Annotated in this window: 22 protein-coding genes; 13 read left to right on the top strand and 9 right to left on the bottom strand. The window is 58.5% G+C overall.

All coding sequences use genetic code 11. From position 1 onward, the window contains the following. The first annotated feature begins 25 nt into the window (after nucleotides 1-25). The gene (locus tag UL81_RS04375) at nucleotides 26-970 is read left to right on the top strand and encodes a hypothetical protein (protein ID WP_052737442.1); all 945 of its coding nucleotides are present in this window, start codon (nucleotides 26-28) and stop codon (nucleotides 968-970) included. Between the two features lie 412 nt (nucleotides 971-1,382). Next, complete coding sequence (locus UL81_RS04370) at nucleotides 1,383-2,750, top strand: dicarboxylate/amino acid:cation symporter (protein ID WP_035105747.1); 1,368 nt, start codon at nucleotides 1,383-1,385, stop codon at nucleotides 2,748-2,750. Nucleotides 2,751-2,803: 53 nt separating this feature from the next. Here UL81_RS04370 and UL81_RS04365 read toward each other — a convergent pair whose 3' ends face one another. The 7 genes from UL81_RS04365 to ychF all read right to left on the bottom strand — a co-directional run bounded on the left by UL81_RS04365 (nucleotide 2,804) and on the right by ychF (nucleotide 8,730). Beyond that, the gene (locus tag UL81_RS04365) at nucleotides 2,804-3,697 is read right to left on the bottom strand and encodes a PRC and DUF2382 domain-containing protein (RefSeq protein ID WP_035105749.1); all 894 of its coding nucleotides are present in this window, start codon (nucleotides 3,695-3,697) and stop codon (nucleotides 2,804-2,806) included. Nucleotides 3,698-3,958: 261 nt separating this feature from the next. Next, nucleotides 3,959-5,245, bottom strand: coding sequence for a D-arabinono-1,4-lactone oxidase (locus UL81_RS04360; RefSeq protein ID WP_236684509.1), 1,287 nt, complete (start codon nucleotides 5,243-5,245; stop codon nucleotides 3,959-3,961). After that, entirely contained in the window at nucleotides 5,242-5,664 is a 423-nt protein-coding gene (locus UL81_RS12030; RefSeq protein ID WP_236684508.1) for a type III PLP-dependent enzyme domain-containing protein, read from the bottom strand. The genes UL81_RS04360 and UL81_RS12030 overlap by 4 nt, the downstream gene beginning before the upstream one ends. Further along, entirely contained in the window at nucleotides 5,646-5,993 is a 348-nt protein-coding gene (locus UL81_RS12025; protein WP_236684507.1) for a type III PLP-dependent enzyme domain-containing protein, read from the bottom strand. The genes UL81_RS12030 and UL81_RS12025 overlap by 19 nt, the downstream gene beginning before the upstream one ends. Then, nucleotides 5,960-6,412: a type III PLP-dependent enzyme domain-containing protein gene (locus UL81_RS12020; protein ID WP_236684506.1), complete on the bottom strand. Its 453-nt coding sequence runs from the start codon at nucleotides 6,410-6,412 to the stop codon at nucleotides 5,960-5,962. The genes UL81_RS12025 and UL81_RS12020 overlap by 34 nt, the downstream gene beginning before the upstream one ends. Nucleotides 6,413-6,428: 16 nt before the next feature. Further along, on the bottom strand, nucleotides 6,429-7,337 hold the full coding sequence (locus UL81_RS04350) for a cation diffusion facilitator family transporter (protein ID WP_035105753.1): 909 nt from the start codon (nucleotides 7,335-7,337) through the stop codon (nucleotides 6,429-6,431). Nucleotides 7,338-7,644: 307 nt separating this feature from the next. Beyond that, nucleotides 7,645-8,730: a redox-regulated ATPase YchF gene (gene ychF / locus UL81_RS04345; protein ID WP_046453304.1), complete on the bottom strand. Its 1,086-nt coding sequence runs from the start codon at nucleotides 8,728-8,730 to the stop codon at nucleotides 7,645-7,647. 65 nt (nucleotides 8,731-8,795) lie between these two features. Here ychF and UL81_RS04340 point away from each other — a divergent pair, with 65 nt between their 5' ends. From UL81_RS04340 to UL81_RS04330, 3 genes are all read left to right on the top strand, one after another. After that, nucleotides 8,796-10,274: an AI-2E family transporter gene (locus UL81_RS04340; protein WP_046453661.1), complete on the top strand. Its 1,479-nt coding sequence runs from the start codon at nucleotides 8,796-8,798 to the stop codon at nucleotides 10,272-10,274. Between the two features lie 49 nt (nucleotides 10,275-10,323). After that, on the top strand, nucleotides 10,324-11,394 hold the full coding sequence (locus UL81_RS04335) for a DNA recombination protein RmuC (RefSeq protein ID WP_046453303.1): 1,071 nt from the start codon (nucleotides 10,324-10,326) through the stop codon (nucleotides 11,392-11,394). A gap of 62 nt (nucleotides 11,395-11,456) precedes the next feature. Further along, nucleotides 11,457-12,287 carry a DUF6542 domain-containing protein gene (locus tag UL81_RS04330; RefSeq protein WP_035105755.1) on the top strand — a complete coding sequence of 277 codons (831 nt, stop codon included), beginning with the start codon at nucleotides 11,457-11,459 and terminating at the stop codon, nucleotides 12,285-12,287. 87 nt (nucleotides 12,288-12,374) lie between these two features. On the opposite strand, the gene UL81_RS04325 is transcribed toward UL81_RS04330, so the two are convergent. After that, nucleotides 12,375-13,328, bottom strand: a complete 954-nt coding sequence (locus tag UL81_RS04325; RefSeq protein WP_035105757.1) for a 4-hydroxy-3-methylbut-2-enyl diphosphate reductase — start codon at nucleotides 13,326-13,328, stop codon at nucleotides 12,375-12,377. A gap of 86 nt (nucleotides 13,329-13,414) precedes the next feature. Between UL81_RS04325 and xseA the strand changes: the two genes are divergently transcribed. The 3 genes from xseA to UL81_RS04310 are packed head-to-tail and all read left to right on the top strand — an operon-like array spanning nucleotide 13,415 to nucleotide 15,297. Continuing rightward, nucleotides 13,415-14,656 (top strand): exodeoxyribonuclease VII large subunit, encoded by a 1,242-nt coding sequence (xseA, locus tag UL81_RS04320; protein ID WP_035105759.1) that lies wholly within the window; start codon nucleotides 13,415-13,417, stop codon nucleotides 14,654-14,656. Between the two features lie 12 nt (nucleotides 14,657-14,668). After that, nucleotides 14,669-14,935: an exodeoxyribonuclease VII small subunit gene (locus tag UL81_RS04315; RefSeq protein WP_035105760.1), complete on the top strand. Its 267-nt coding sequence runs from the start codon at nucleotides 14,669-14,671 to the stop codon at nucleotides 14,933-14,935. Further along, entirely contained in the window at nucleotides 14,935-15,297 is a 363-nt protein-coding gene (locus UL81_RS04310) for a hypothetical protein (protein ID WP_035105762.1), read from the top strand. Before UL81_RS04315 ends, UL81_RS04310 begins: the two co-directional genes overlap by 1 nt. Here the strand turns inward: UL81_RS04310 and UL81_RS04305 are convergent. Further along, complete coding sequence (locus tag UL81_RS04305) at nucleotides 15,294-15,866, bottom strand: DUF4245 domain-containing protein (protein WP_035105764.1); 573 nt, start codon at nucleotides 15,864-15,866, stop codon at nucleotides 15,294-15,296. The two genes, UL81_RS04310 and UL81_RS04305, sit on opposite strands and share 4 nt — an antisense overlap. 150 nt (nucleotides 15,867-16,016) lie before the next feature. Here UL81_RS04305 and glpX point away from each other — a divergent pair, with 150 nt between their 5' ends. From glpX to UL81_RS04280, 5 genes are all read left to right on the top strand, one after another. After that, the gene (gene glpX, locus UL81_RS04300; RefSeq protein ID WP_046453302.1) at nucleotides 16,017-17,033 is read left to right on the top strand and encodes a class II fructose-bisphosphatase; all 1,017 of its coding nucleotides are present in this window, start codon (nucleotides 16,017-16,019) and stop codon (nucleotides 17,031-17,033) included. 66 nt (nucleotides 17,034-17,099) lie between these two features. After that, a complete protein-coding gene (locus UL81_RS04295) occupies nucleotides 17,100-18,500 on the top strand; it encodes a class II fumarate hydratase (protein ID WP_046453301.1) in 1,401 nt (466 codons plus the stop codon). Nucleotides 18,501-18,752: 252 nt separating this feature from the next. After that, a complete protein-coding gene (locus UL81_RS04290; RefSeq protein WP_046453300.1) occupies nucleotides 18,753-19,238 on the top strand; it encodes a hypothetical protein in 486 nt (161 codons plus the stop codon). 81 nt (nucleotides 19,239-19,319) lie between these two features. Next, a complete protein-coding gene (locus UL81_RS04285; RefSeq protein WP_035105770.1) occupies nucleotides 19,320-19,943 on the top strand; it encodes a TetR/AcrR family transcriptional regulator in 624 nt (207 codons plus the stop codon). After that, nucleotides 19,937-21,490 (top strand): MDR family MFS transporter, encoded by a 1,554-nt coding sequence (locus tag UL81_RS04280; protein ID WP_035105772.1) that lies wholly within the window; start codon nucleotides 19,937-19,939, stop codon nucleotides 21,488-21,490. The genes UL81_RS04285 and UL81_RS04280 overlap by 7 nt, the downstream gene beginning before the upstream one ends. The last annotated feature ends 6 nt before the right edge of the window (nucleotides 21,491-21,496 follow it).

Here is a 21,496-nt window from a genome sequence, read left to right as displayed (position 1 = left end):
TCAATTCGGGAAGGAGATTTTTGAAGTGCCCCAGTATCCCCTAGCGACCAGCTACTTTGGCGTCGAGCACGCCGTGGTTCTCGAGCACACTTTGCCCCATGCTGCGCTGACAATTCCCGGCATTTCTTCCGGCCCAGTCGAAGTCGCAGTCGTCTTGCAGCCGCGCGCCCAAATGGGGGGATGGCGCATCGTTTCTGACTTCGGAACGATAGGAATCCTCACCGCCGACGAAGCCGCGGACTTCCCAGCCCTTGATACCTTGCGCAGCGCACACTTCGATCCAACCACCATTGCGACCGTCGAAATCGTCGACTCCGAACTCGAAATCGCCGTCATGCTCGGCCTCAATCCATGGATGCTTCCCCAGAATTCTCAACCTGCCGGCGCCGCTCTCCTTAACGGTGGGTTCGGCGCAACCGTCGATCTCAGCTCCGGCGACTCCCCTTCATTGGCCGAGCCTGCAGCCTGGATAGTCAGCATCTCCCAGCTTGACGATGCCCTCGTTGCCTCCACCGATAACCACGTCTTAGGCTCTTTCGGCACGGCTGAGTCCCTTCCGCATATCGCTACTATCTACAATACCGCAGCCCGACAAGGCGCTTCCCTGTGCGCCCGCGCCTACACCGCCGACGGTCGACTCGCTGTTGATCTGCCACTTCCTGACTCCCAAGTCCCTTTCGCCCCAGTCATTCCCCCACTACCCCAACCAGACAAGTCCGAACCTCAAGAGCAGTCCTCCGACTGGGCTGTCGACTTCGACGACACCGATTTCTCCGAGGCGATGCCGTCTGGCAAGCGCACCGTTACCAGCCCCTCGAATCTCCAGCCAGCTCCAACGGCTGCCGCAGTCCCAACTTCGGCACCGGAGCCAGCCGTCGAGATCCCCACCGAAGAACCCGAGTCCGACTTTTCTTCTCAAGACGCTCAGATGTACTGGCAGGATTGGCCAACTGCCCGCAAAGAACGCTAGCCCACTTTTCCTTCGTCCCCGCGCCCTTCGCGCTCACCGAAATCACTCTTTGCGCTGATTTCCCCATCCCCGTGAGCGCGAAGGGTTCTTTGTGTGTTAACTGTTTCCCGCGCCCTTCGCAGCCACCGAAACCGAGATTTCCGCATATTTCGCTCTCTCGGTAAGCGCGAAGGGACCATCGAGTGTACGAATAATTCGAGCGCGCCCTTCGCGGTCACGGAAATGTCTTTTCGCAGCCAAATCCCGCTTTCGGTGAGCGCGAAGGGTTCGGCCTAGGCCGAACCGTGAATATAGGAATTTGCATATGCAAAAAAGAGGAATAGATTCTATACGTTACGTGCTGAACTGATTGGTCTGTAGTTTATGGCCCGACTGGTTCATAATTTTTCGAATCGTGCAAAGGAATCCTCTCATGACCTCTACTGACAAGCGCACCTCCAGGTTGCCCAGCTGGGCAACAGGATTCGGCGCACAGATTATTGCTGGTCTTATCATCGGCCTGATTCTGGGCTTTATCGCTGCGGGCATGGACTCTGGCCTGCCTGCTGATAACGAAGACGGTGGTTGGCTGACCCAGCTGCTGAGCGGCGTCGGCGATGCGTACGTGCAGCTACTCAAGGTGATGGTCCCACCATTGATTTTCGCAGCGGTGGTCACCTCGGTGGCGAACTTGCGAAAGGTAGCCAATGCAGCATCGCTAGCTATTTCGACGCTGGTGTGGTTCGCCATTACTGCGTTCTTCTCGGTACTGATGGGTATCGCGGTGGGCGTGATTATGCGTCCGGGCGATACTTCCACGGTCGATGCTGCGGAAGCTGCTGACCCGAGCCGCGTTGGTTCGTGGACAGGCTTTCTGCAATCGCTGCTGCCAGAAAACTTCATTGGTTTGTCGGCATCATTCAGCGAAGACAGCGTCGATTTGAGCTTCGGTGCACTGCAGATTCTAGTGATTTCACTGGCCCTTGGTATTGCCGCGATGAAGGCTGGCAAGGCTGCCGAGCCTTTCCTGGAATTTACCGAGTCCTTCCTCAACGTCATCCAGATCGTGCTGTGGTGGATTATTCGGTTAGCCCCGATTGGCACGGCTGCGCTGATTGGTAAGGCCGTTGCTTCTTATGGCTGGGACGCGTTGGGGTCGCTGGGCATGTTCGTGCTCGCGATGTACATCGGCTTGGCCCTGGTCATCGGCGTTGTCTACCCGCTAGTGCTGAAGTACAACAACATTCCGGTACTAGGCTTCTACAAGCGCGTGTGGCCAGTATTCTCTTTGGGCTTTGTCACCCGCTCGTCGATGGGCGTTATGCCTGTCACCCAGCGCTTCAGTGAACAGGCAATGGGCGTGCCGCGCTCCTACGCGTCCTTCGCGATTCCACTGGGTGCGACGACAAAGATGGACGGCTGCGCATCCGTATACCCAGCGATCGCAGCGCTGTTCGTGGCACAGTTCTTCGACATTGATTTGAATCTGACGCACTACCTGCTCATCATCTTTGTCTCTGTTATTGGTTCGGCGGCAACGGCAGGCACGACCGGTGCGACTGTGATGCTAACCCTGATGCTCTCGACGTTGGGCCTGCCGCTATCCGGTGTTGGCCTACTTCTCGCTATCGAGCCGATCATCGATATGGGCCGTACCGCAGTAAACGTCACTGGTCAGGTGCTGGTTGCTACAGTCGTCGCAAAGCGTGCCGGCATTCAAGACCAACAGGTCTGGGATGAAGCCGAACATGGCGTCAACCACCTGCTGAAGCAGGGTGCACCGGCCGAAGAAAAAATATAAATCCGCACGAGAAAAGCCCCGTCACCAGGTGACGGGGCTAATTCTATGCGATTTTACTGCTGCTTCGGGTCAACACCATCGGTGTCGATCTGCTCCTTGCGCAGCTCCTCGGTGTGCTTCTCGGTCTCGGTAACCTGCTGCTTGTTCAGGTTAACCTTCTCGACCGGAACGGTCTTCTTGTCGACGTTCACGCGCTCCTCGTGCAGGGTCACGGAGGTCTCGGAATCATCGTCGGAAATCTCGCCCTTGTAGTTAGCGGCGTCTTCCTCGGAGATTGGGGTGCGCTCAACGCGAACCTCTTCGCGGGTAACCGGAACCTCAACGGTCTCGTTCTCGGTCACGGTGTACTTGCGGAGGCGAGCCTCGCCGGTCTTGACCTGCTCCTTAGCAACGTCCAGCTGCTCCTCGGAACGGATAACCTCGTTGTCAGCGCCTGCCGGAGCCTTGTCAGCAGCCGGCTTCTCAGCGGCGCGCTCTTCAGCAACGCGCTTCTCAGCGTCAACATCCTGCTGGTCAGCAGCGTTCTTTCCAGCAACACCAGCACCAACGCCTGCGCCTGCACCAGCACCAGCACCTGCGGTCAGGTTCTCGTCGCGGCGGTCCTCAACCTTGCCATTGTCGTAGGATGCGGTGTCCTTAGCCTCGTCGACACCGTAGTGGCGGAAGAGCTCCTGCTGCTGCTCTGGGGTCAGAGCCTTGTCGCCGTCGAAGTCCGGAGCATCCTTGATGCGGTCCTTGGAGAATGCCAGGGTGAGGTCCTCACCATTGAAGTCGTGGCCACGCAGCGGGACCAGGGAGGAGCTCATACCGAACATGCCGTGGTTAACCTCGATGAAGGTCGGCTGGCCGGACTGGTCGTCTACGAATACCTCGGAAACGCTGCCCAGCTTGTCGCCATCCTTATCGAAAGCGGTTGCGTTGAAAAGATCCTTAATGTTCTTACCCATGGTCTTAAACCCTCCGTGTGTAAGTTTTGTTGGTAGTTCTGTCAGTTCCTTACCCCTAAGAGCGTGTAGCGATTTGCTTGTAGGAACAACCAAGGCGTAATCTTTAAACTTTTTCGCTCTGTCGTTGGGTACAAGGACCACCATACGTACCTCGCCAGATCTTTAAAGCGCTAGAGCCCCAAACCCATAGACCATTCGAGCATTTGTCGATCCTTTGTGCAGGTCAGAACATATTGTCACGAATTGATTACAACTAGAATATTAAGCAAAAAGGCGCTTCAGATACGGCGTTCTTAGTCGCCACTGCGGGTCGAATTGCTCCCGTAAGGAGCAAAAGTCATCAAAGCGCGGATAAAGCTCCGCCAAGTCATCGCGTTGCAAAGTGCGCATCTTGCCCCAGTGCGGGCGTCCCCCCCCACCAGCGCGGAAGATAGCTTCAATATCCGGGAAGAACTCCCACGGTTTCTGGAACTGCGGCACATGCACGGCGATGTACATCGACTCGCGCCCGTAAGCAGTAGACAATGCAACATCGTCAGCTGCGGTGGTGCGCATCTCGATGGGGAAACCAAAATGCCAACCCCGATTGTCGATGAGCTGACGGATCTCTTTGACGATGGACGGGCCATCGGCAAGCGGCACCGCGTATTCCATCTCATGGAAACGCACCCGGCGCGAGGTCACAAAGACCTCATGAGCTGGTGCGCGGTAACGGTTGTTGGAAATCGCGGCGGTAGCAGCACGGTTGAGCGTGGGAATCGCAGAAGGCAACACGCGACCCAACTGCAGCACACCCGCGAAAGCACCGTTGCCGAGCATCTCGTCGGTAATGAACTTCTTCACCTTGCCCTGCCCCGCCGGGGTTTCGGCAGGAAGGCGCGTGTTCTCCTTCGTCATCGCACGCTTGGCACCCGGGAACCAGAAACACTCAAAGTGATCCACCGCGCGGGCACGTTCTTCGAAAGTGTTCAGAATGTCTGTGAAGTCATCGCCAGATTCCACCGCTTGCAGGTCGAAGGCGTCCACGCACTGCATTTCCACCTCAACGACAATGCCTAAGGTGCCAATAGATACCGTCGCTAAGCGCAGCGTCTCGGGATCTTCATCAATGTTGAGATGGCGGAGTTCTCCGCTGACATCGAAGAACGTCAGCGCGGTAACCGTTCCTGCGAAACCGGTGTAGTCCACACCGGTGCCATGAGTCGAGGTCGACACCGCACCGGCCAGCGACTGCGGGTCCACGTCACCTTGGTTCACCAGCGCTAGACCATAAGGCCTGAGCAGCGCCGGCACGTCACGCAGTCGGGTTCCGGCGAGGAATCGCACGCGCTTGGATTCCTCATCCACACTGACAATCCCGCTGAGATGATCCAAGTTGACCATTACGTCATCGCCAGCTGCCACGGGCGTAAACGAGTGACCGGCGCCAACGGGGCGAATATTTACTCCTGACTGCACAATCCTGCGCAGTTCCTCCAAGTTCTGCGGCTGCAGGAACTGATTCGGAGTGCTGCGGACCAGGCCGGCCCAGTTCTGAAAGGTCGTCATCTTAAGGTCCATCCTTGTCCTCGGTAGGTTGTCCACTGTTCAGTTTGTTGCCCATCGACAGCCAGCAGGTAGTCGACGTGCTCAGTCATCTCGCCGGCCTTGGCATGACGGAACCACACCAGTTCACCAACGTTAAGGTCTGCTCCATGCAGCGGCGTTTGCACCTCGCCCGCACCCTCCATGCTGGAGTAGCTCAACCCCTTCGGCCAGACCGCCACCGGGACGCGATCCGCAGCAGGAGGACCAGAGGCAATCCAGCCACCAGAGTTGACCGTGCTCCAGCCCTTTGCTGGATTGCGGGATACTTGGCACACAAAGAACGCCGCCGGACGATGATTCACGTCCTGAAACTCATCAAAAATCGCCGGAGTATAAAAGCCAGAACCCGCAGCGACCTCAGTCAGCGTGCCTTCATCCACGCTCTGGGTAATCGAGCCGGTTCCGCGCCATTAATAAACTCCAAGTCCGCATACTTTTGCGCTGCCTCAATGCACGCTTTACGACGCGGCGCCAAATCCTCCATGGACTTCGTCCGGAGCCACCGCTTAACGATGCCCACAGGCCCCACCTCACCATCCGGCACCGATGCGACATGGCCTTCGTAGGCCATCATTCCGACCAGGTGATGGCCGCTGGCAACGATGTGCTTGGCGAGTTCTTCGACTTGCTCCGGCTCCCGAATCGGCGAACGGCGCGGTCCGATCACCGCACGGCTCAAATGCAGGGTGCAGTCAACGTCGATAGCCACGCGCGTCGGGCGCTGAGGTGTTCTAGGTGCTCGGGGCAGTCCACCATTAAGGTGATGTGCTGCCGGGCGGTGGGGTCATCGGAAAGCTGCTGCAATGCTGCGACATCCACGCTGGGATACTCCACCACAATATCGGTGAAACCTTCTTTGACTAGGAGCAAAGCCTCCGGCAAGGAATAAGCCAGAATGCCTTGGAAACCCTCGAAGGACAACGCGCGGCGCAATGCTTGCACACTGCGCACGGACTTCGACGCCACGCGAATGGGCAGTCCGTTTGCGTTGTTGCGCATCTGCGCAGCGTTGTAATCAAAAGCCTGGACGTCAATGACGCCTAGTGGTGCGGAATGCTCACCGCGGCGAACTGCTTCTGCCACGGTGCCCCGCAACGGGGTCGGCGGTGTGCGGTAAAGAGTCGGCATAACCCCATGCTACGCATTAGAAAAGGTGGCTTGCCCGACGATGCGGCGCGCCTGCCGGCTCGACGTGGATAAAGACCTCACAGCCGGGGTACAACTCATCGAGAGTGGCTTCTACTTCATCTGCAACGTCATGCGAGCGCTGCACGGTCCACTGCGCTGGTACTTCCATCGTCAGATACACCATGCGCTGGCGGCCAAACGCCACCGTGCGACGTTCGGTGAAGCTGACTTCTTGCTTTTCTTCGAAAGCATCCAGGCGCTGCTGAATCTTTTCGATTTCTGCTTCCGGCAAAGCCTCCGACAGCAGCGAGCTCACCGAGTTCTTCAGCAGGTTATAGCCCGCCCACAAAATGTTCACGCCGACAACAAGTGCGATGACCGGGTCCATCCACCACCAGCCGGTGAGATACACCGCAGCCATACCGACCAGCACGCCTACCGATGTCCACACATCCGTCATCAAGTGCTGACCATCAGCCTGCAAGGTCGCTGAACGATAGTGCTTACCTGCGCGAATCAGCATTACACCGACAGCCAGGTTAATCACCGACGACAATGTCGACAGCGTCAAACCCCAACCAGCTTCTTCGACCGGCTGCGGCACAATCAAACGCTCAATCGCGGTATAAATAATCGCGCCGGCAGCGACAAAAATCATCGCGCCTTCGGCCAGCGCAGACAGATATTCGGCCTTGCCGTGGCCGAATTGGTGTTCTTTATCTGCCGGCTTCGCCGATACCTTCAGTGCGAAAAGCCCCGCAATCGCGGCGACGAGATTAACCGACGATTCCAGAGCATCGGAAAGAAAACCGACCGATCCGGTCAGCCAGGCAGCTAAGCCCTTAAGGAACATCGTCGTGATGGCTGCCGCAATCGACAGCATCATAAACCGTTCCAAGAGCTTTTGCTCAGATACGCGAGCCATTACTATTCCTCTGTCGCACAATCTAAATCGAACATTAGATACTAGGGCTCGCCGATCCTCTTAGCAATCCAAAAAATCCTATTTGCGCAGCGAAAACACTAATCTTCCGTTGCGCGAAATTAGCAGTTCACCTAATTGAATATCCCCACCGCACCCTTCGCGCTCACCAGGAAATGGTTTTGGGCAGAAAAGGCAATTTCGGTGAGCGCGAAGGGTTCGTGGGCGGCCGTTGAAGCAGAGCGGACGAGCGAAGAAGCGAAAAACGGCGAAGCGCCGCTCCGAAGAGCGGCGCTTCAGGCGGTTGAGGTTAGCCGCCGATTTTGAAGTCACAGACGTCGCCGTCTTGCATGACGTAGTCCTTGCCTTCTTGGCGGACCTTGCCGGCGTTGCGGGCTTCGGCCATCGAGCCAGCGGCGTCGAGGTCGTCAAAGGAGACGATTTCAGCCTTGATGAACTTCTTCTCGAAGTCAGTGTGGATAACGCCAGCGGCCTGCGGAGCAAGGGAACCCTGTTTGATGGTCCAGGCGCGGGCTTCCTTCGGGCCGGCAGTCAGGTAAGTCTGCAGGCCGAGGGTGGCGAAGCCGGCCTTGGCGAGCGTCGCTAAGCCGGGCTCTGCTTGGCCGACGGACTCCAGCAGCTCAAGGGCTTCGTCTTCGTCGAGCTCGAGCAGTTCGGTTTCGGTCTGAGCATCGAGGAAGACGCACTCGGCCGGGGCGACGAGTTCGGCGAGCTCTTGCTTGCGGGCGTCATCGGTAAGCAATGCTTCATCAGAGTTGAAGACGTAGAGGAACGGCTTGGCCGTCATCAGGTGCAGCTCGCGGACGAGCGCCAAATCGATTTCACCCTGCTTGGAAGCAGCAAACAAAGTGCGGTCGTCTTCCAGGATTTCCTGGGCCTTCTTGGTGGCCTCGACGGTATCGGCGAGTTCCTTGTTCTTCTTAGCTTCCTTCTCCAGGCGCGGCAGAGCCTTTTCGATGGTCTGCAGGTCTGCGAGAATCAGCTCAGTATTAATAACGGAGATGTCGTGTGCGGGGTCGACTTGGCCGTCGACGTGGATGACGTTGTCATCGGAAAATGCACGCACCACTTGGCAGATTGCGTCGGCTTCGCGAATATTAGCGAGGAAGGCGTTGCCCATGCCCTCGCCCTTGGAAGCACCCTCAACGATGCCAGCGATGTCCACGAAGGACACAGTCGCAGGCAGGATCCGCTCGGACTTGAACATCTCAGCCAAGCGGTCGAGACGAGCATCCTGCAATTCCACCAAGCCTACGTTGGGCTCAATGGTTGCGAAGGGGTAGTTCGCAGCCAGGATCTCAGAACGGGTCAGGGCATTAAACAGCGTGGACTTGCCCACGTTAGGCAGGCCGACGATTCCTAATGTAAGACTCACGGGGCTAATCCTAACGCACCGGGTTAGTTTTAAGGCAAGATGGTGGGGTGAATTCCCAGAAGCCTGTGAAAGCCCAGAAGGATGCTGAGGAGCTCCCCTCCGATCAGCAGCCTGAAGCATCCTTGGGCGATAAGTTCGACGAGAACGTAGATACCCGCAGCCTCGAGGACGTCTCACCGCATCCGCCGGGAAATCAGGTGGATCGCTCTGTGGTCGTCGGCGAGGTCATCAAGAGTACCTCGATGTGGGCTATCCGCCTCATCATTATCTGCCTGCTGCTTTATGTGGTCTTCCAGTTTGCGGGCAACTTCTGGCAGGGTATTCTGCCGATGCTGCTGGCACTGATTATTTGTACGGTGCTGGCTCCGTTTGCGCGGTGGATGCGCAAGATGAAGGTGCCGGCAGCACTCGCAGCGTTGATTGCGTTGCTGACGTTCTTCGGTGCCATTGGCGCGCTGTTCGTCTTTATTGCTCCAGATTTCGTGCGTCAGTCGCAGTCGCTGTACCTGCAGACAGTGGAGGGCATTCAGCGCCTCCAGCTGTGGGCGCAGGGCCCGCCACTTAACCTCGATTCTGAGGATATGGGGCGGTTTATCGACGAGATTGCTTCCTGGCTCCAGGAACAGGCTGGCGCTATCGCTGGTTCAGTCTTTAGCGGTATTAGCACAGCGACCTCCCTGGTCATCACGTTGTTCATCGTGATTGTGTTGACCTTCTTCTTCCTCAAAGACGGCAACCGTTTCCTGCCCTGGCTGCGTTCTGCGACGGGTCGTCGCGCAGGCTGGCACCTGACTGAGGCTCTAACCCGCGGTTGGAACACCCTGGGCGGTTTCATTCGTGCCCAAGCACTGGTCTCGCTTATCGATGCCGTCTTCATCGGCTTAGGCCTCTTCCTCATCGGCGTGCCCCTGGCGATGGCCCTGGCGATCATCACGTTTATTGCAGGCTTTATTCCTTTCGTCGGCGCCATCGTCGCCGGTGCGCTGTCGGTCCTGATTGCGCTGGTCTCCCTCGGCTTTACCGAGGCGCTGCTGGTCTTGGGCCTGGTGCTGCTGGTCCAGCAGCTGGAGGGCAATGTGCTCTCGCCATGGCTGCAGTCCAAGGCTATGAACCTGCATCCGGTCATCGTTCTGGTGTCTGTGACCGTTGGTGGTGCACTGTTCAACCTGGTCGGTGCGTTCCTTGCTGTGCCTGCAGCCGCGATGATTGCCGTGGCGTTCCGCTACGTCCAGGACATGATGAAGTTGCAATCTGGCGAGGCGACCACCAACGACCTCGAGTTCGCTACGGTAGCCGGTTATCTGGTCGGTCGCTATACCGAAAAGCAAGGCGAACACAAGCGCGAGCTGTGGCTCGAGCAGCCGGATTACGCTGCGCCGGACAGTGCTGCCGACGACATTACTGCCGATGGCTCGCCGGAATCCCTCGACGGCAAAATCAACATGGATGGCACGCCGCATAATTACGACAAGCCCAGTGGTAAACAGCCGCTGAAGCGCGCCGCAGACTTAATCAGCAATATTTGGAACGGACGTTCGAATTAGGCGCGCGTTAGCCCCGTAGATGTCTAGAGCATGTGCGAGTGTAGAAGCTATGACTTCTACCTTGCCCATGCTCTTGCTTTTTGTTGGCCTCGCGGTCGGTGCCGTGCTGGGCTGGCTGGCGCATGCTCACGCAGCAGCGCGGCAACAACCCAGTGAGGAGCATCGTGCGTTGAGTGAGTCGCAGCGTCGTCAAGCAGAGCTTGCTCCGCTGGAAAAGGCGATGGACCGCCTGGGCGCCCAGCTTCAGGAATTGGAAGAGGACCAGGCCACGTCCACTGCCACGCTGAACAATCAGGTACAGGCAATGTTGCGAAATTCGGCGCGACTTACTGACCGCACGGATGATTTGGTCTCTGCGTTGCGTTCACCGAATGTGCGCGGACGCTGGGGCGAAGTTCAGTTGGAGCGCATTGTGGAGCTGGGTGGCATGGTCAAACATGTAGATTTTGAACCGCAGGCTACCGCCTATGCCGATGACCAGCGTTTCCGTCCTGACTTAGTAATTAACTTGTCGGGCGGGCGCCACATCGTCGTGGATGCGAAGGTGCCTTTTAGTTCTTACCTCGACGCATTAGAGACCAAGGACCCGGAAGAACATGCTGCTTATCTGCGCCGCCACTGCAATTTGGTGCGCAACCATGTCCAGCAGCTCTCCAGCAAGGACTACATCACCGCGTTTAGCCCCACTCCAGAATTCGTCGTGCTGTTCATGCCGGCCGACCCCTTCTTAGACGCTGCATTACAAGTCGATCCGCACTTGTTGGAGTTCGCATTTGAGCGCAACATCGTCATTGCCACTCCGACCACGCTCTTTGCGCTGCTGCGAACGGTAGCACTGGGCTGGCGCCAAGAAGATGTCTCGGCCAAGGCCCGTGAGGTGCAAAAACTTGGCTCGGAGCTGTACTCCCGGCTGTATACCTTGCATGAGCATTACGGGAAGGTCGGCAATCATTTGGAAAAGGCGGTGCTGGCTTATAACTCCACGTTGTCCTCACTCGATGCCCGCGTGGGCGTGACCGCGCGGCGCCTACACGAGATGGAAATTCCCACCCGTACCGACAAGCAACCGGAGATTCCGCAGCCTATCGATGCCTGGCCACGGCAGGCAGAAAGCGATTAATCTGCACTTTCGGGCCACGTTATGTTCTGGAATGAAGCTTCCAGCAGGTAGAATCTGCGGACGTGTCTCATGCCAGTAGGAATCATGCCGCCGCAGCGCCTAAGCGCTCCGGCCTTCCAGCGATGTCTCTTCCCCAGGCCTTGCTCACCGTGGTAGCTTCCCTGCTCACCGGCATGATGCTGTCCTTGCTCACTGGCGGCATCGGGTGGCCCTTTACACTGTGCTTTATCATCGGCACTCTGGCTGCCACCTTGTTGGTGCAGCACCGCGGCCTGTTTCTCCTGGTAGCCAGCGTTCCCATTTTCTTCGTGACGCTTATTGTCGTCACCGCATGGCTGATAACTCGCTCGGACCTTTCCGAAGGCGCGTCAGCCTTTTCTAAGACCGCACTGTTTTCCTCCGCTTTCCCTGCGCTGGAACACTTTCCGACGCTCGTGATGACCGTCATCGGCGCCATCATCATCGCCTTGCTGCGCCTGTGGCGTCAGAAGAACACCGCGCAGACTGAGAATACGGATGCGATGGCGAAGCGTCGTCAGGCAGCAGAAGCCGACAAACGCAATCGCGATACCTCGATGCGCGCCCGCCAGCGTGCCGCTGCCTCCTCCCCTGCTGAGCGACTGTCGGTAGCCGAGCTGATGGCTCGACGCGACAAGGAAAAGAAGGAAAAGCCATCCCAGCGCCCACGTGGTTCGGTCCGCATGCGCGAACGCGACCGCGAGGAACGCCGCAAGGAGCAAGCCGCCCACCGTGCCGCTGAACCACGCCAGCGCGAGCCCTACCATCCGGACCCAAACCGCCGTGCCGGTGATACTCCGGTTCGCCGCGAGCCCGAATCCCGCGGCAACTCAAAGCCCGCGTCACGGCTCAACGACAATCTTTACGACGATTAAGCCAGAAACACCAAAGGCTCTGCACTCCCCATTCAAAAGGAGGCAGAGCCTTTACCTATACCTAGTGCGAACTGTTACGTTTGCGCCTTAGGTGCGAGCCGGTCGCAGGTCGCGCGGTAACGCGAAGGTGATGGTCTCCGTGGAGGTGGTGACCTGTTCGACGTCGGAGTAGCCGCGCTCGTCGAGGTATTCGAGGACTTCGCGGACGAGCAGCTCGGGAACGGAAGCACCACAGGTCAAGCCGACGGTCTGGACGCCTTCGAGCCAGTCGTCGTTGATTTCGCGAGCGAAGTCGACGAGATGAGCATCCTTGGAGCCGGCCTCGAGAGCAACCTCGACCAGGCGAACAGAGTTCGAGGAGTTCTTCGAACCCACGACGATCATCAGGTCGCACTTCGGTGCGATCGCCTTAACGGATTCCTGACGGTTCTGGGTGGCGTAGCAGATGTCATCTGACGGCGGGTTCTCCAGGTGCGGGAAGCGCTCACGCAGCTTGTTGACGATCTGGATGGTCTCATCCACGCTCAAGGTGGTCTGGGAGAGCCAAATGAGCTTTTCGTTGTCAAGGAAGTCCGGCAGCTTATCCACGCCGTCCAAACCATCGACGAGGTGAGTGACGTCCGGAGCCTCACCGGCGGTGCCTTCGACCTCTTCGTGGCCTTGGTGACCCACAAGCAGGATGTGGTAGCCGTCGCGCTCAAAGCGCTGGGCTTCCTTGTGCACCTTGGTCACCAACGGGCAGGTGGCATCCAGGGTCAGTTGCTTGCGTTCTTTAGCTTCAGAGCGCACAGCTGGCGAGATGCCGTGAGCAGAAAAGACCAGGTGGGCACCCTCAGGGGCCTCGGAGGCTTCTTCGACGAAGATAACGCCGCGCTCAGCTAAGGATTCGACCACGTAACGGTTGTGGACAATCTGCTTGCGCACGTAAATCGGAGCGCCGTACTTTTCCAGTGCCTTTTCCACGGTTTCCACTGCGCGGTCCACGCCAGCGCAGTAGCCGCGCGGGGCCGCGAGGAGAACGTTCTTGCCTGCATCAGTCATGTCCCCCAGAGTAACCAAAGCAGGCGTAAAACAATAGAATGGGTGAGCAAATGCGGCATCGATAAGTGCGGGGAGGTACATCACGCATGAATAGCCCGGTCAGCACGCCGGATACGCCCTGGCCGGTAGGCAAGGTAAACAAAGAGGTCAAAGGGTGGATTGAAAGGCTCGGTTTCCTCTGGGTGGAGGGCCAGATTGCCCAGCTGAGTGTGAAGCGTTCGTGGAAACTTTCCTACATTACGTTGCGCGATGTGGAGCAGGAAAAGTCCATTAAGCTCACCTGCCCAACCCAGTTGGTGCTGGGTCTTCCCACGCCGCTCAAAGATGGCGACCGCGTCATCATCCATGGCAAGCCCGCGCTGTATGAAGGTCGCGGCGAGCTGTCGCTGTGGACCACGGAGATCCGCCACGTCGGCGTGGGTGAGTTGCTTGCCCGCATTGAGATGTTGCGCAAGCAGCTGGCCAGCGAGGGGCTTTTCGATCCCGCCCGCAAGCGCCCTTTGCCTTATCTACCGAAGAAAGTCGGCCTGATTACCGGTCGTGGTTCGGCAGCCGAGCGCGATGTCATGGCCGTAGCCCAGGACCGTTGGCCGGCCGTGCAGTTCCGTGTGCTCAACACCGCGGTGCAGGGTACAAACACGGTTCCGCAGGTCATCGATGCGCTGCAGACTCTCGATGCCGACCCGGAGGTCGACGTCATCATCATCGCCCGCGGTGGCGGTTCCGTCGAGGACCTCCTCCCCTTCTCTGAGGAAGCGTTGCAGCGCGCCGTGGCTGCCGCTGGCACCCCGGTGGTTTCCGCCATTGGTCACGAGCCGGACTCTCCCGTCCTCGACAATGTTGCTGACCTGCGTGCCGCCACGCCTACCGATGCTGCCAAGCGCGTCGTTCCTTCTGCTGCCGAGGAGCACGCGCTTATCGATGAAGCCCGCTCCCGCTCCGCCCAAGCCTTGCGCTCCTGGGTTGAGCGCGAAAGGCGCGGACTCGACAACGTCCGCTCCCGCCCGGTACTTGCTGATCCGCTCAAACCCATTAACGACCGCCGCGATGAATTAGAGCGTGCGCGCGAATCGATGCGCCGGTCGATTACGTATCAGCTCGACCGCGAATCCCAGCGCGTGTCATCGCTGCGCTCACAGGTTTCTGCGCTCGGCCCTTCGGCAACGTTGGAGCGCGGTTATTCCATCGTGCAGGTCTTACAGCGCGACGGTTCCGAACCTGAAGTACTGACCTCGTATAAGCAATCCCCGCCCGCAACCCAGCTGCGCATTCGCGTATCCGATGGCTCTGTCGCCGCTGCCGCGATGGCCGCTCAACCTGCAGATTAATCAAGGAGAATCATGACTAACGATACTTTCGGTTCCGGTCAGACAGGCCAGGACGCTTTCCCGCCCGTCGAAGAATTGAGCTACGAGCAGGCTCGCGATGAGCTCATCGAGACCGTGAAGATTCTCGAGCTCGGCCAGATGAGCCTCGATGAGTCCCTGAAGTACTGGGAGCGCGGCGAAGCACTAGCCAAGGCCTGCGAAAATCACCTCGATGGTGCGGCTAAGCGCGTGGAAGAAGCTATCGGCAACAAAGATGACCAGGAAGAAGAGGATAACTAGTGCAGATTTACGGCTACCCCGGCGAGCGCGTGGACTTTGTGTCGAAGTCGGCATCGGCAGGCGCTATCTTCTTCGGTGATACCCGTGAGCAGGTCGAAGAGTTCTTCGGCCCCGCGCACACCGCCACCGATAACGAAGTCACCTACTTCTCCTCCTCTATCATCCTACGTTTCGCAGACGACAAGGTGCGCGAGATTGTCATTCGCCCTACTAAGTCGCAGCGGGAGCGGGTGGACGTATTCGTCGGCAAGCAGCGGCTCTCCGGTGCCAGCGATGAGGACATCGACGCACTGCTTTCCGATGCCCCCAGCAACCTCTCCATCACCAAAGACGAGGAGCTTACCGAGGTTATTTTCCGCTAAGCCTCTGGCTGCAGCGGGTCCGCGGCGATGAATGCCTCAATGGCAGCAACGTATTCATCGTCGCTGGCAGAACCAGAAATCAGCAGGCGGGCATCGCCTAAATCAGTAGCCCACAGGGGACGAATTTCGGGATCGTCGGCTTCTAAGATGCGGACTTCGTGACCTGCAATCTCCCGCGTGGATTCTTCGGGGCGGTAGTTCGGATCGAAAGCCTCGATGGCGTCATCGACAGGCACCTGCGTCTGGCGGGACTCGACGAAACCATCGTTCGGAGTCAGCCACGAAACCACAGCGGAATTCTCCCCTGCCAGCGGCGCGCGGCGAGCGGCATTAGCCTCCCAGCCTTCGGGCATCTGCGGGCTGCGGATGACCTGATCCCCGGCGCGGGATTCCATCTCGAAGAAGGTCTGCTCGTCGACATCTTGCACCGGCCCCTGCTGCGTTTCCGGATTAATGGTGCACAGGCCGGTTGCGCCGACTACCGCCAGCATCGCGAGAACCGTGACGCCAAGGGACAACAACATGTCCTTGCCGCCTTCAAAGATCTTGGGTTTGCTTTCCTTAGCCACGCGACGATTATTTCACGTCTGCCCAAACCACCTTCTTTCGGGGGCTAAATCCCACCTACTAACCGCGGAAAAGTGGAAGAATAGATCTGTCACTGTGCCCGGGTGAATCACCTAGGGCCCTATACGCGATAAGGAAGGCAGCCTTAATCAATGTCCGATAAAACTTCTTATTTGCCTGATCGCAACCTTGCGATGGAGCTGGTTCGCGTGACCGAAGCCGCAGCCCTGGCTTCTGGTCGCTGGGTTGGCCGCGGCATGAAGAATGAGGGTGACGGCGCAGCAGTCGATGCGATGCGTCAGCTCATCAACTCCGTGGCCATGCAGGGCGTTGTGGTCATCGGCGAAGGCGAAAAGGACGAGGCTCCGATGCTGTACAACGGCGAGGAAGTCGGCAACGGCGAAGGCGCCGCCATGGACATTGCGGTGGACCCGGTCGACGGCACCCGCCTGATGGCGGAGGGCCGCCCGAACGCTATTTCCGTCATCGCTGCTGCTGAGCGCGGCACCATGTACGACCCTTCTGCAGTGTTCTACATGGAAAAGATTGCTGTCGGCCCGGATGCTGTCGGCCACATCGACATCACCAAATCTGTTGCCTGGAACATCGACTCCGTCGCTAAGGTCAAGGGCCTGCGCCCGACCGACCTGACCGTCGTGGTGCTGGACCGCCCGCGCCACGAGCAGCTCATCTCCGAAATCCGCGAAGCTGGCGCAAAGGTTCGCCTGATTATGGACGGCGACGTTGCTGGCGCTATCGCTACGTGCCAGGATTCCAACTCCATCGACATGATGATGGGCATCGGCGGTACCCCAGAGGGCATCATCACCGCCTGCGCTATGAAGTGCATGGGCGGCGAAATCCAGGGCAAGCTGTGGCCGAAGGATGAAGAGGAAGCCTCCAAGGCTCGCGAGGCCGGCCACGACCTGGACAAGGTCCTGACCACCGATGACCTGGTTTCTTCTGACAACTGCTACTTCGCTGCAACCGGTGTGACCAACGGTGACATGCTGCGCGGTGTCTCCTACCGCAGCTCCGGTGCCACCACCCGTTCGCTGGTGATGCGCTCGAAGTCCGGCACCATCCGTTACGTCGACTCCATCCACAAGCTGGCCAAGCTGCAGGAGTACTCCGTTGTCGACTACTCCGACCCAGTAAAGAGCGTCTAAGAAACCGCCAACTTTGGCATACTGGATGGAACGATTTCCCCTACTACCAACAAAGGTGATTACTACATGACCGAGTACCGCATCGAACACGACACCATGGGCGAAGTAAAGGTTCCGGCCGACGCCCTGTGGCGTGCACAGACCCAGCGTGCAGTCGAAAACTTCCCGATTTCTGGCCGCGGCCTCGAAGCTCAGCAGATCCGCGCCCTCGGCCTGCTGAAGGCTGCCTGCGCACAGGTCAACAAGGACTCCGGCGCTCTGGATGCAGAGAAGGCTGACGCCATCATCAAGGCTGGCAAGGCTATCGCTGAAGGCACCTACAACGATTCTTTCCCGATCGACGTCTTCCAGACCGGCTCCGGCACCTCGTCCAACATGAACACCAACGAGGTCATCGCTTCGCTGGCTGACAAGGACGGCGTTGAGGTCCACCCGAACGACCACGTCAACATGGGCCAGTCCTCCAACGACACCTTCCCGACTGCAACCCACGTTGCTGCTACCGAAGCTGCCGTCAACGACCTCATCCCGGGCCTGAAGGTTCTGCACAAGTCCCTGCAGGCAAAGGCTGAGCAGTTCGCTGACGTTGTGAAGTCCGGCCGTACCCACCTCATGGACGCCACCCCGGTCACCCTGGGCCAGGAGTTCGGCGGCTACGCTCGCCAGATCGAGCTCGGCATCGAACGCATCGAGGCTACCCTGCCACGTCTGGGCGAACTGGCTATTGGCGGCACCGCAACCGGCACCGGCCTGAACACCTCCGCTGACTTCGGTGCAAAGGTCACCGAAGAGCTGAAGAACCTCACCGGTGTTTCCGAGCTCAAGGAAGCCGTCAACCACTTCGAGGCTCAGGCTAACCGCGACGGCCTGGTCGAGTTCTCCGGCGCAATGCGCTCTGTCGCAGTGTCGCTGAACAAGATCGCCAACGACATTCGCCTGATGGGCTCCGGCCCGCTGACCGGCCTGTCCGAGATTCACCTCAAGGACCTGCAGCCGGGCTCCTCCATCATGCCGGGCAAGGTCAACCCGGTTATTCCGGAGGCTGCCACCATGGTTGCTGCACAGGTTATCGGCAACGACGCCGCCGTTGCTTTCGGTGGCGCTAACGGCCACTTCGAGCTGAACGTCTTCATCCCGATGATGGCTCGCAACGTCCTCGAGTCCGCTCGCCTGCTGGCTAACACCTCTCGCGTGTTCGCTGAGAAGTGTGTCGACGGCATCGAGGCCAACGAAGAGCGCATGAAGAAGTTCGCTGAGTCCTCCACTTCCATCGTGACTCCGCTGAACTCCGCCATCGGCTACGAGAACGCAGCTAAGGCCGCCAAGCACGCTCTGCATGAGAAGATCACCGTCCGCGAGGCAGTCATCGACCTCGGCTTCGTCGACGGTGAGAACCTCACCGAGGAAGAACTCGACGAGAAGCTCGACGTTCTCTCCATGACCAACCGCGACCGCGACAACTTCTAATCCGTCGCACTTTTGCCCCGGCTTCGGCCGGGGCATTAGTCGTTTTATGCCTTCCGCTTCTCCCCCCGCACCCTTCGCGCTCACCAGAAACAGGTTTTACTCTGAAAATGTCATTTCGGTGAGCGCGAAGGGTTCGGTGGGGTGAGCACGAAATGGGAACAGGGGTGGCGCGCCCTTCGCGGTCACGGGAAACGGCTCTAGGGCGGAAATGACGCTTTCGGTGAGCGCGAAGGGCGCGGGTAAAATGACCGCATGCCTGAAAACACCTTTGAGAGGTACCAAGAATCGCGCACGAGCTTCCGCTGGGTGGTCGGAGGCGGAGTTGCAGTCTTGGTGATTGCGTTAGTTGCCGCGTTGGCCGCGGCATTGATTGCGCTAAACCGCGAGCCAGAAGAAGAGCCGGTTGAAAGGACTCCGGTGGCGGCGCCGGAACAGGCAGAGGATTTGATTGGAACCTATAGCGGCGAGTTCGTCCAAGAAGGCGAACAGCCATGGCCAGGCGTGGTAGCGCTGACGGGTAGTCACGGGATTTTGGCGTATCCGCAGCGCGGGTGCGAGGTCTTTTTGTCGCAGCCGGAGGTGGAAGACAATCGGGTGAGCTTCGAGAGCGAGGCGCTGAACCGGAAATGCCAGGCTGGCGGCCAGTGGGTTTTCGAGGGGAGCCCGGAGGGACTCAAGGCCAGTTATGAAGAAAACAGCCAGGTCATCGTGAACGCTGAGTTGCAACCGGAGGCGTAGGTCACAGCAGTAAATCCGCCTGCTTAAAATCACCCTTTCTGCACTAGATGCAAACTTGCACCAGGTGTAAAGTTGCATGCTATGCAACAGAATATTTCTCTGCGCGAGCAGAAACGCCGTGATACGCGGCTGAATATCGAGGACGCTGCGACCGCGTTGGTCGACGAGCGTAGCTTTTCCTCGGTAACCGTGGAGGAAATTTGCGAGAAGGCCGGGATTTCCCGCCGCACCTTCTTTAACTACTTTGACTCCAAAGACACGGCGGTTTTAGGTTCGCCAAGTCTCGATTTCGACCAAGCACAAAAAGAGTGGTTCCTCACCACCCCAGCAACCGATGCGATTTCGTTGACGCTCGAGCTGATGAAGCAGCACGTCGATGATCATCACGAAAACTCGGAAATCGCACAACGACGTCGCCGCATTGCCCGCGATAGCGAGCTGGCAGCGGTAGCGCTGAATCGCAAACGCGCGAAGACCACTGAGGTCATGGAGCTTATCGCGCAGCGCCTCCAGCAGGATGGCAGTCTACGCAAGCTGCCGGAGCTCGACGCGGAGACCGAGGCGATGATTGTCGCCGGTCTCGTTCGTGAGGCCATCTGGTTGGCACTCGGCTCGCCCGATGTCGACTGCGAGGATCCGCTGACCGAAAGAATCGAATATTCCCTCCAGCACATCACCAACTACGCGAAAGGACTGTCATGGTAGCCACTGCGACTAAACCACCGGCACGTGCCCATAACCTGGGCTTAGTCTTCAGCGCCCTCGTGCTCACCATGCTGATGAGTTCGCTGGGCCAGATGATTTTTTCCTCTGCTTTGCCCACCATCGTTGGTGAACTTGGCGGTGTGGACCAGATGAGCTGGGTCATCTCCGCCTTCCTGGTCACGATGACCATCGCGATGCCGATTTCCGGCAAGCTCGGTGACATGCTGGGCCGCAAGTGGCTGTATATCGGCGGTATCGCAGTCTTTGTTGTTGGTTCCGCACTCGGCGGTTTCGCCCATAGCATGGGCCTGCTCATCGCCGGCCGCGCCATCCAGGGCTTCGGCGCTGGCTTTATGATGATCTCCTCCCAGGCCATCGTCGCAGAGGTCACGAGCTCTCGTGAGCGCGGCAAATTCATGGGCATCATGGGCGCGGTCTTCGGCCTATCTTCGGTCCTTGGCCCGGTACTGGGCGGCTGGTTCACAGACGGTCCGGGCTGGCGCTGGGGCTTGTGGATGAATATCCCGCTGGGCATCCTCGCCATGGTGGTTTGTGTCTTTGCTCTCAACCTGCGGGTAGGCGAAGGTAACATGCGCCGCTTCGACTGGCTGGGCGCAACCCTGATTGCGATTACCACCACCTCGCTGATTCTCATGACTACCTGGGGCGGTACCGAATATGACTGGAATTCTTCGGTCATCATGTCGCTGGGTGCGGTGACGGTGCTGGGGGCGATTGCGACTGTGTTCGTCGAAAAGCGTGCGCTCGAGCCGCTGATCCCGATGAACCTGTTCCGCCACCGCAACATGGTGCTGACCACTCTGTCGGGCACTGTGCTGGGCTTGGCGATGTTCGGCGTCCTCGGCTACATGCCGACCTACCTGCAGATGGTGCACATGCTCACCCCGACCGAAGCTGGTCTGATGATGATTCCGATGATGGTCGGCATGATCGGTACCTCGACTGTTATTGGCTTCATCATTTCCCGCACCGGTCGCTACAAGATCTACCCAATTATCGGATTGGCGATTGTGACCGGTTCACTGATCTGGATGTCGCGCCTGACCGTGGATACCTCGCTGGTTCAGCTGGGCGTGGAGTTCTACATCTTTGGCCTCGGCCTGGGCATGGTCATGCAGGTGCTGGTCCTGATTGTCCAGAACACCTTCCCGATTGCACTGGTCGGTACCGCAACCGCGGCGAATAACTTCTTCCGCCAGATTGGTTCTGCACTGGGTGCTTCCCTGGTTGGTTCGCTGTTCATCCACAACATGCAGGATGAAATGAGCACTCGCCTGCCGGAGGCTTTCGCGCAGATGGGTCCGGAGGCGGCACCGTACATCGAGAAGTTCAACTCCGGTGGCGCGGCTAACTCGCTGACTCCAGAAGCAGTCACCATGCTTCCCGATGCCATCCGCGACGCCATCTTAAATTCCTACAACTACGGCCTGACTCCAGTTATCGCACTGATGGTGCCAATGGCAGTTATCGCCTTGATTTTGCTGCTCCCGCTGCGTGAGGAGCATTTGAAGGAGACCATCTCCTAAGACGAA

Source organism: Corynebacterium camporealensis (assembly GCF_000980815.1).
In the GTDB taxonomy this organism is placed as follows: Bacteria; Actinomycetota; Actinomycetes; order Mycobacteriales; family Mycobacteriaceae; genus Corynebacterium; species Corynebacterium camporealense.
This window is presented reverse-complemented; position numbering and strand designations above follow the sequence as displayed.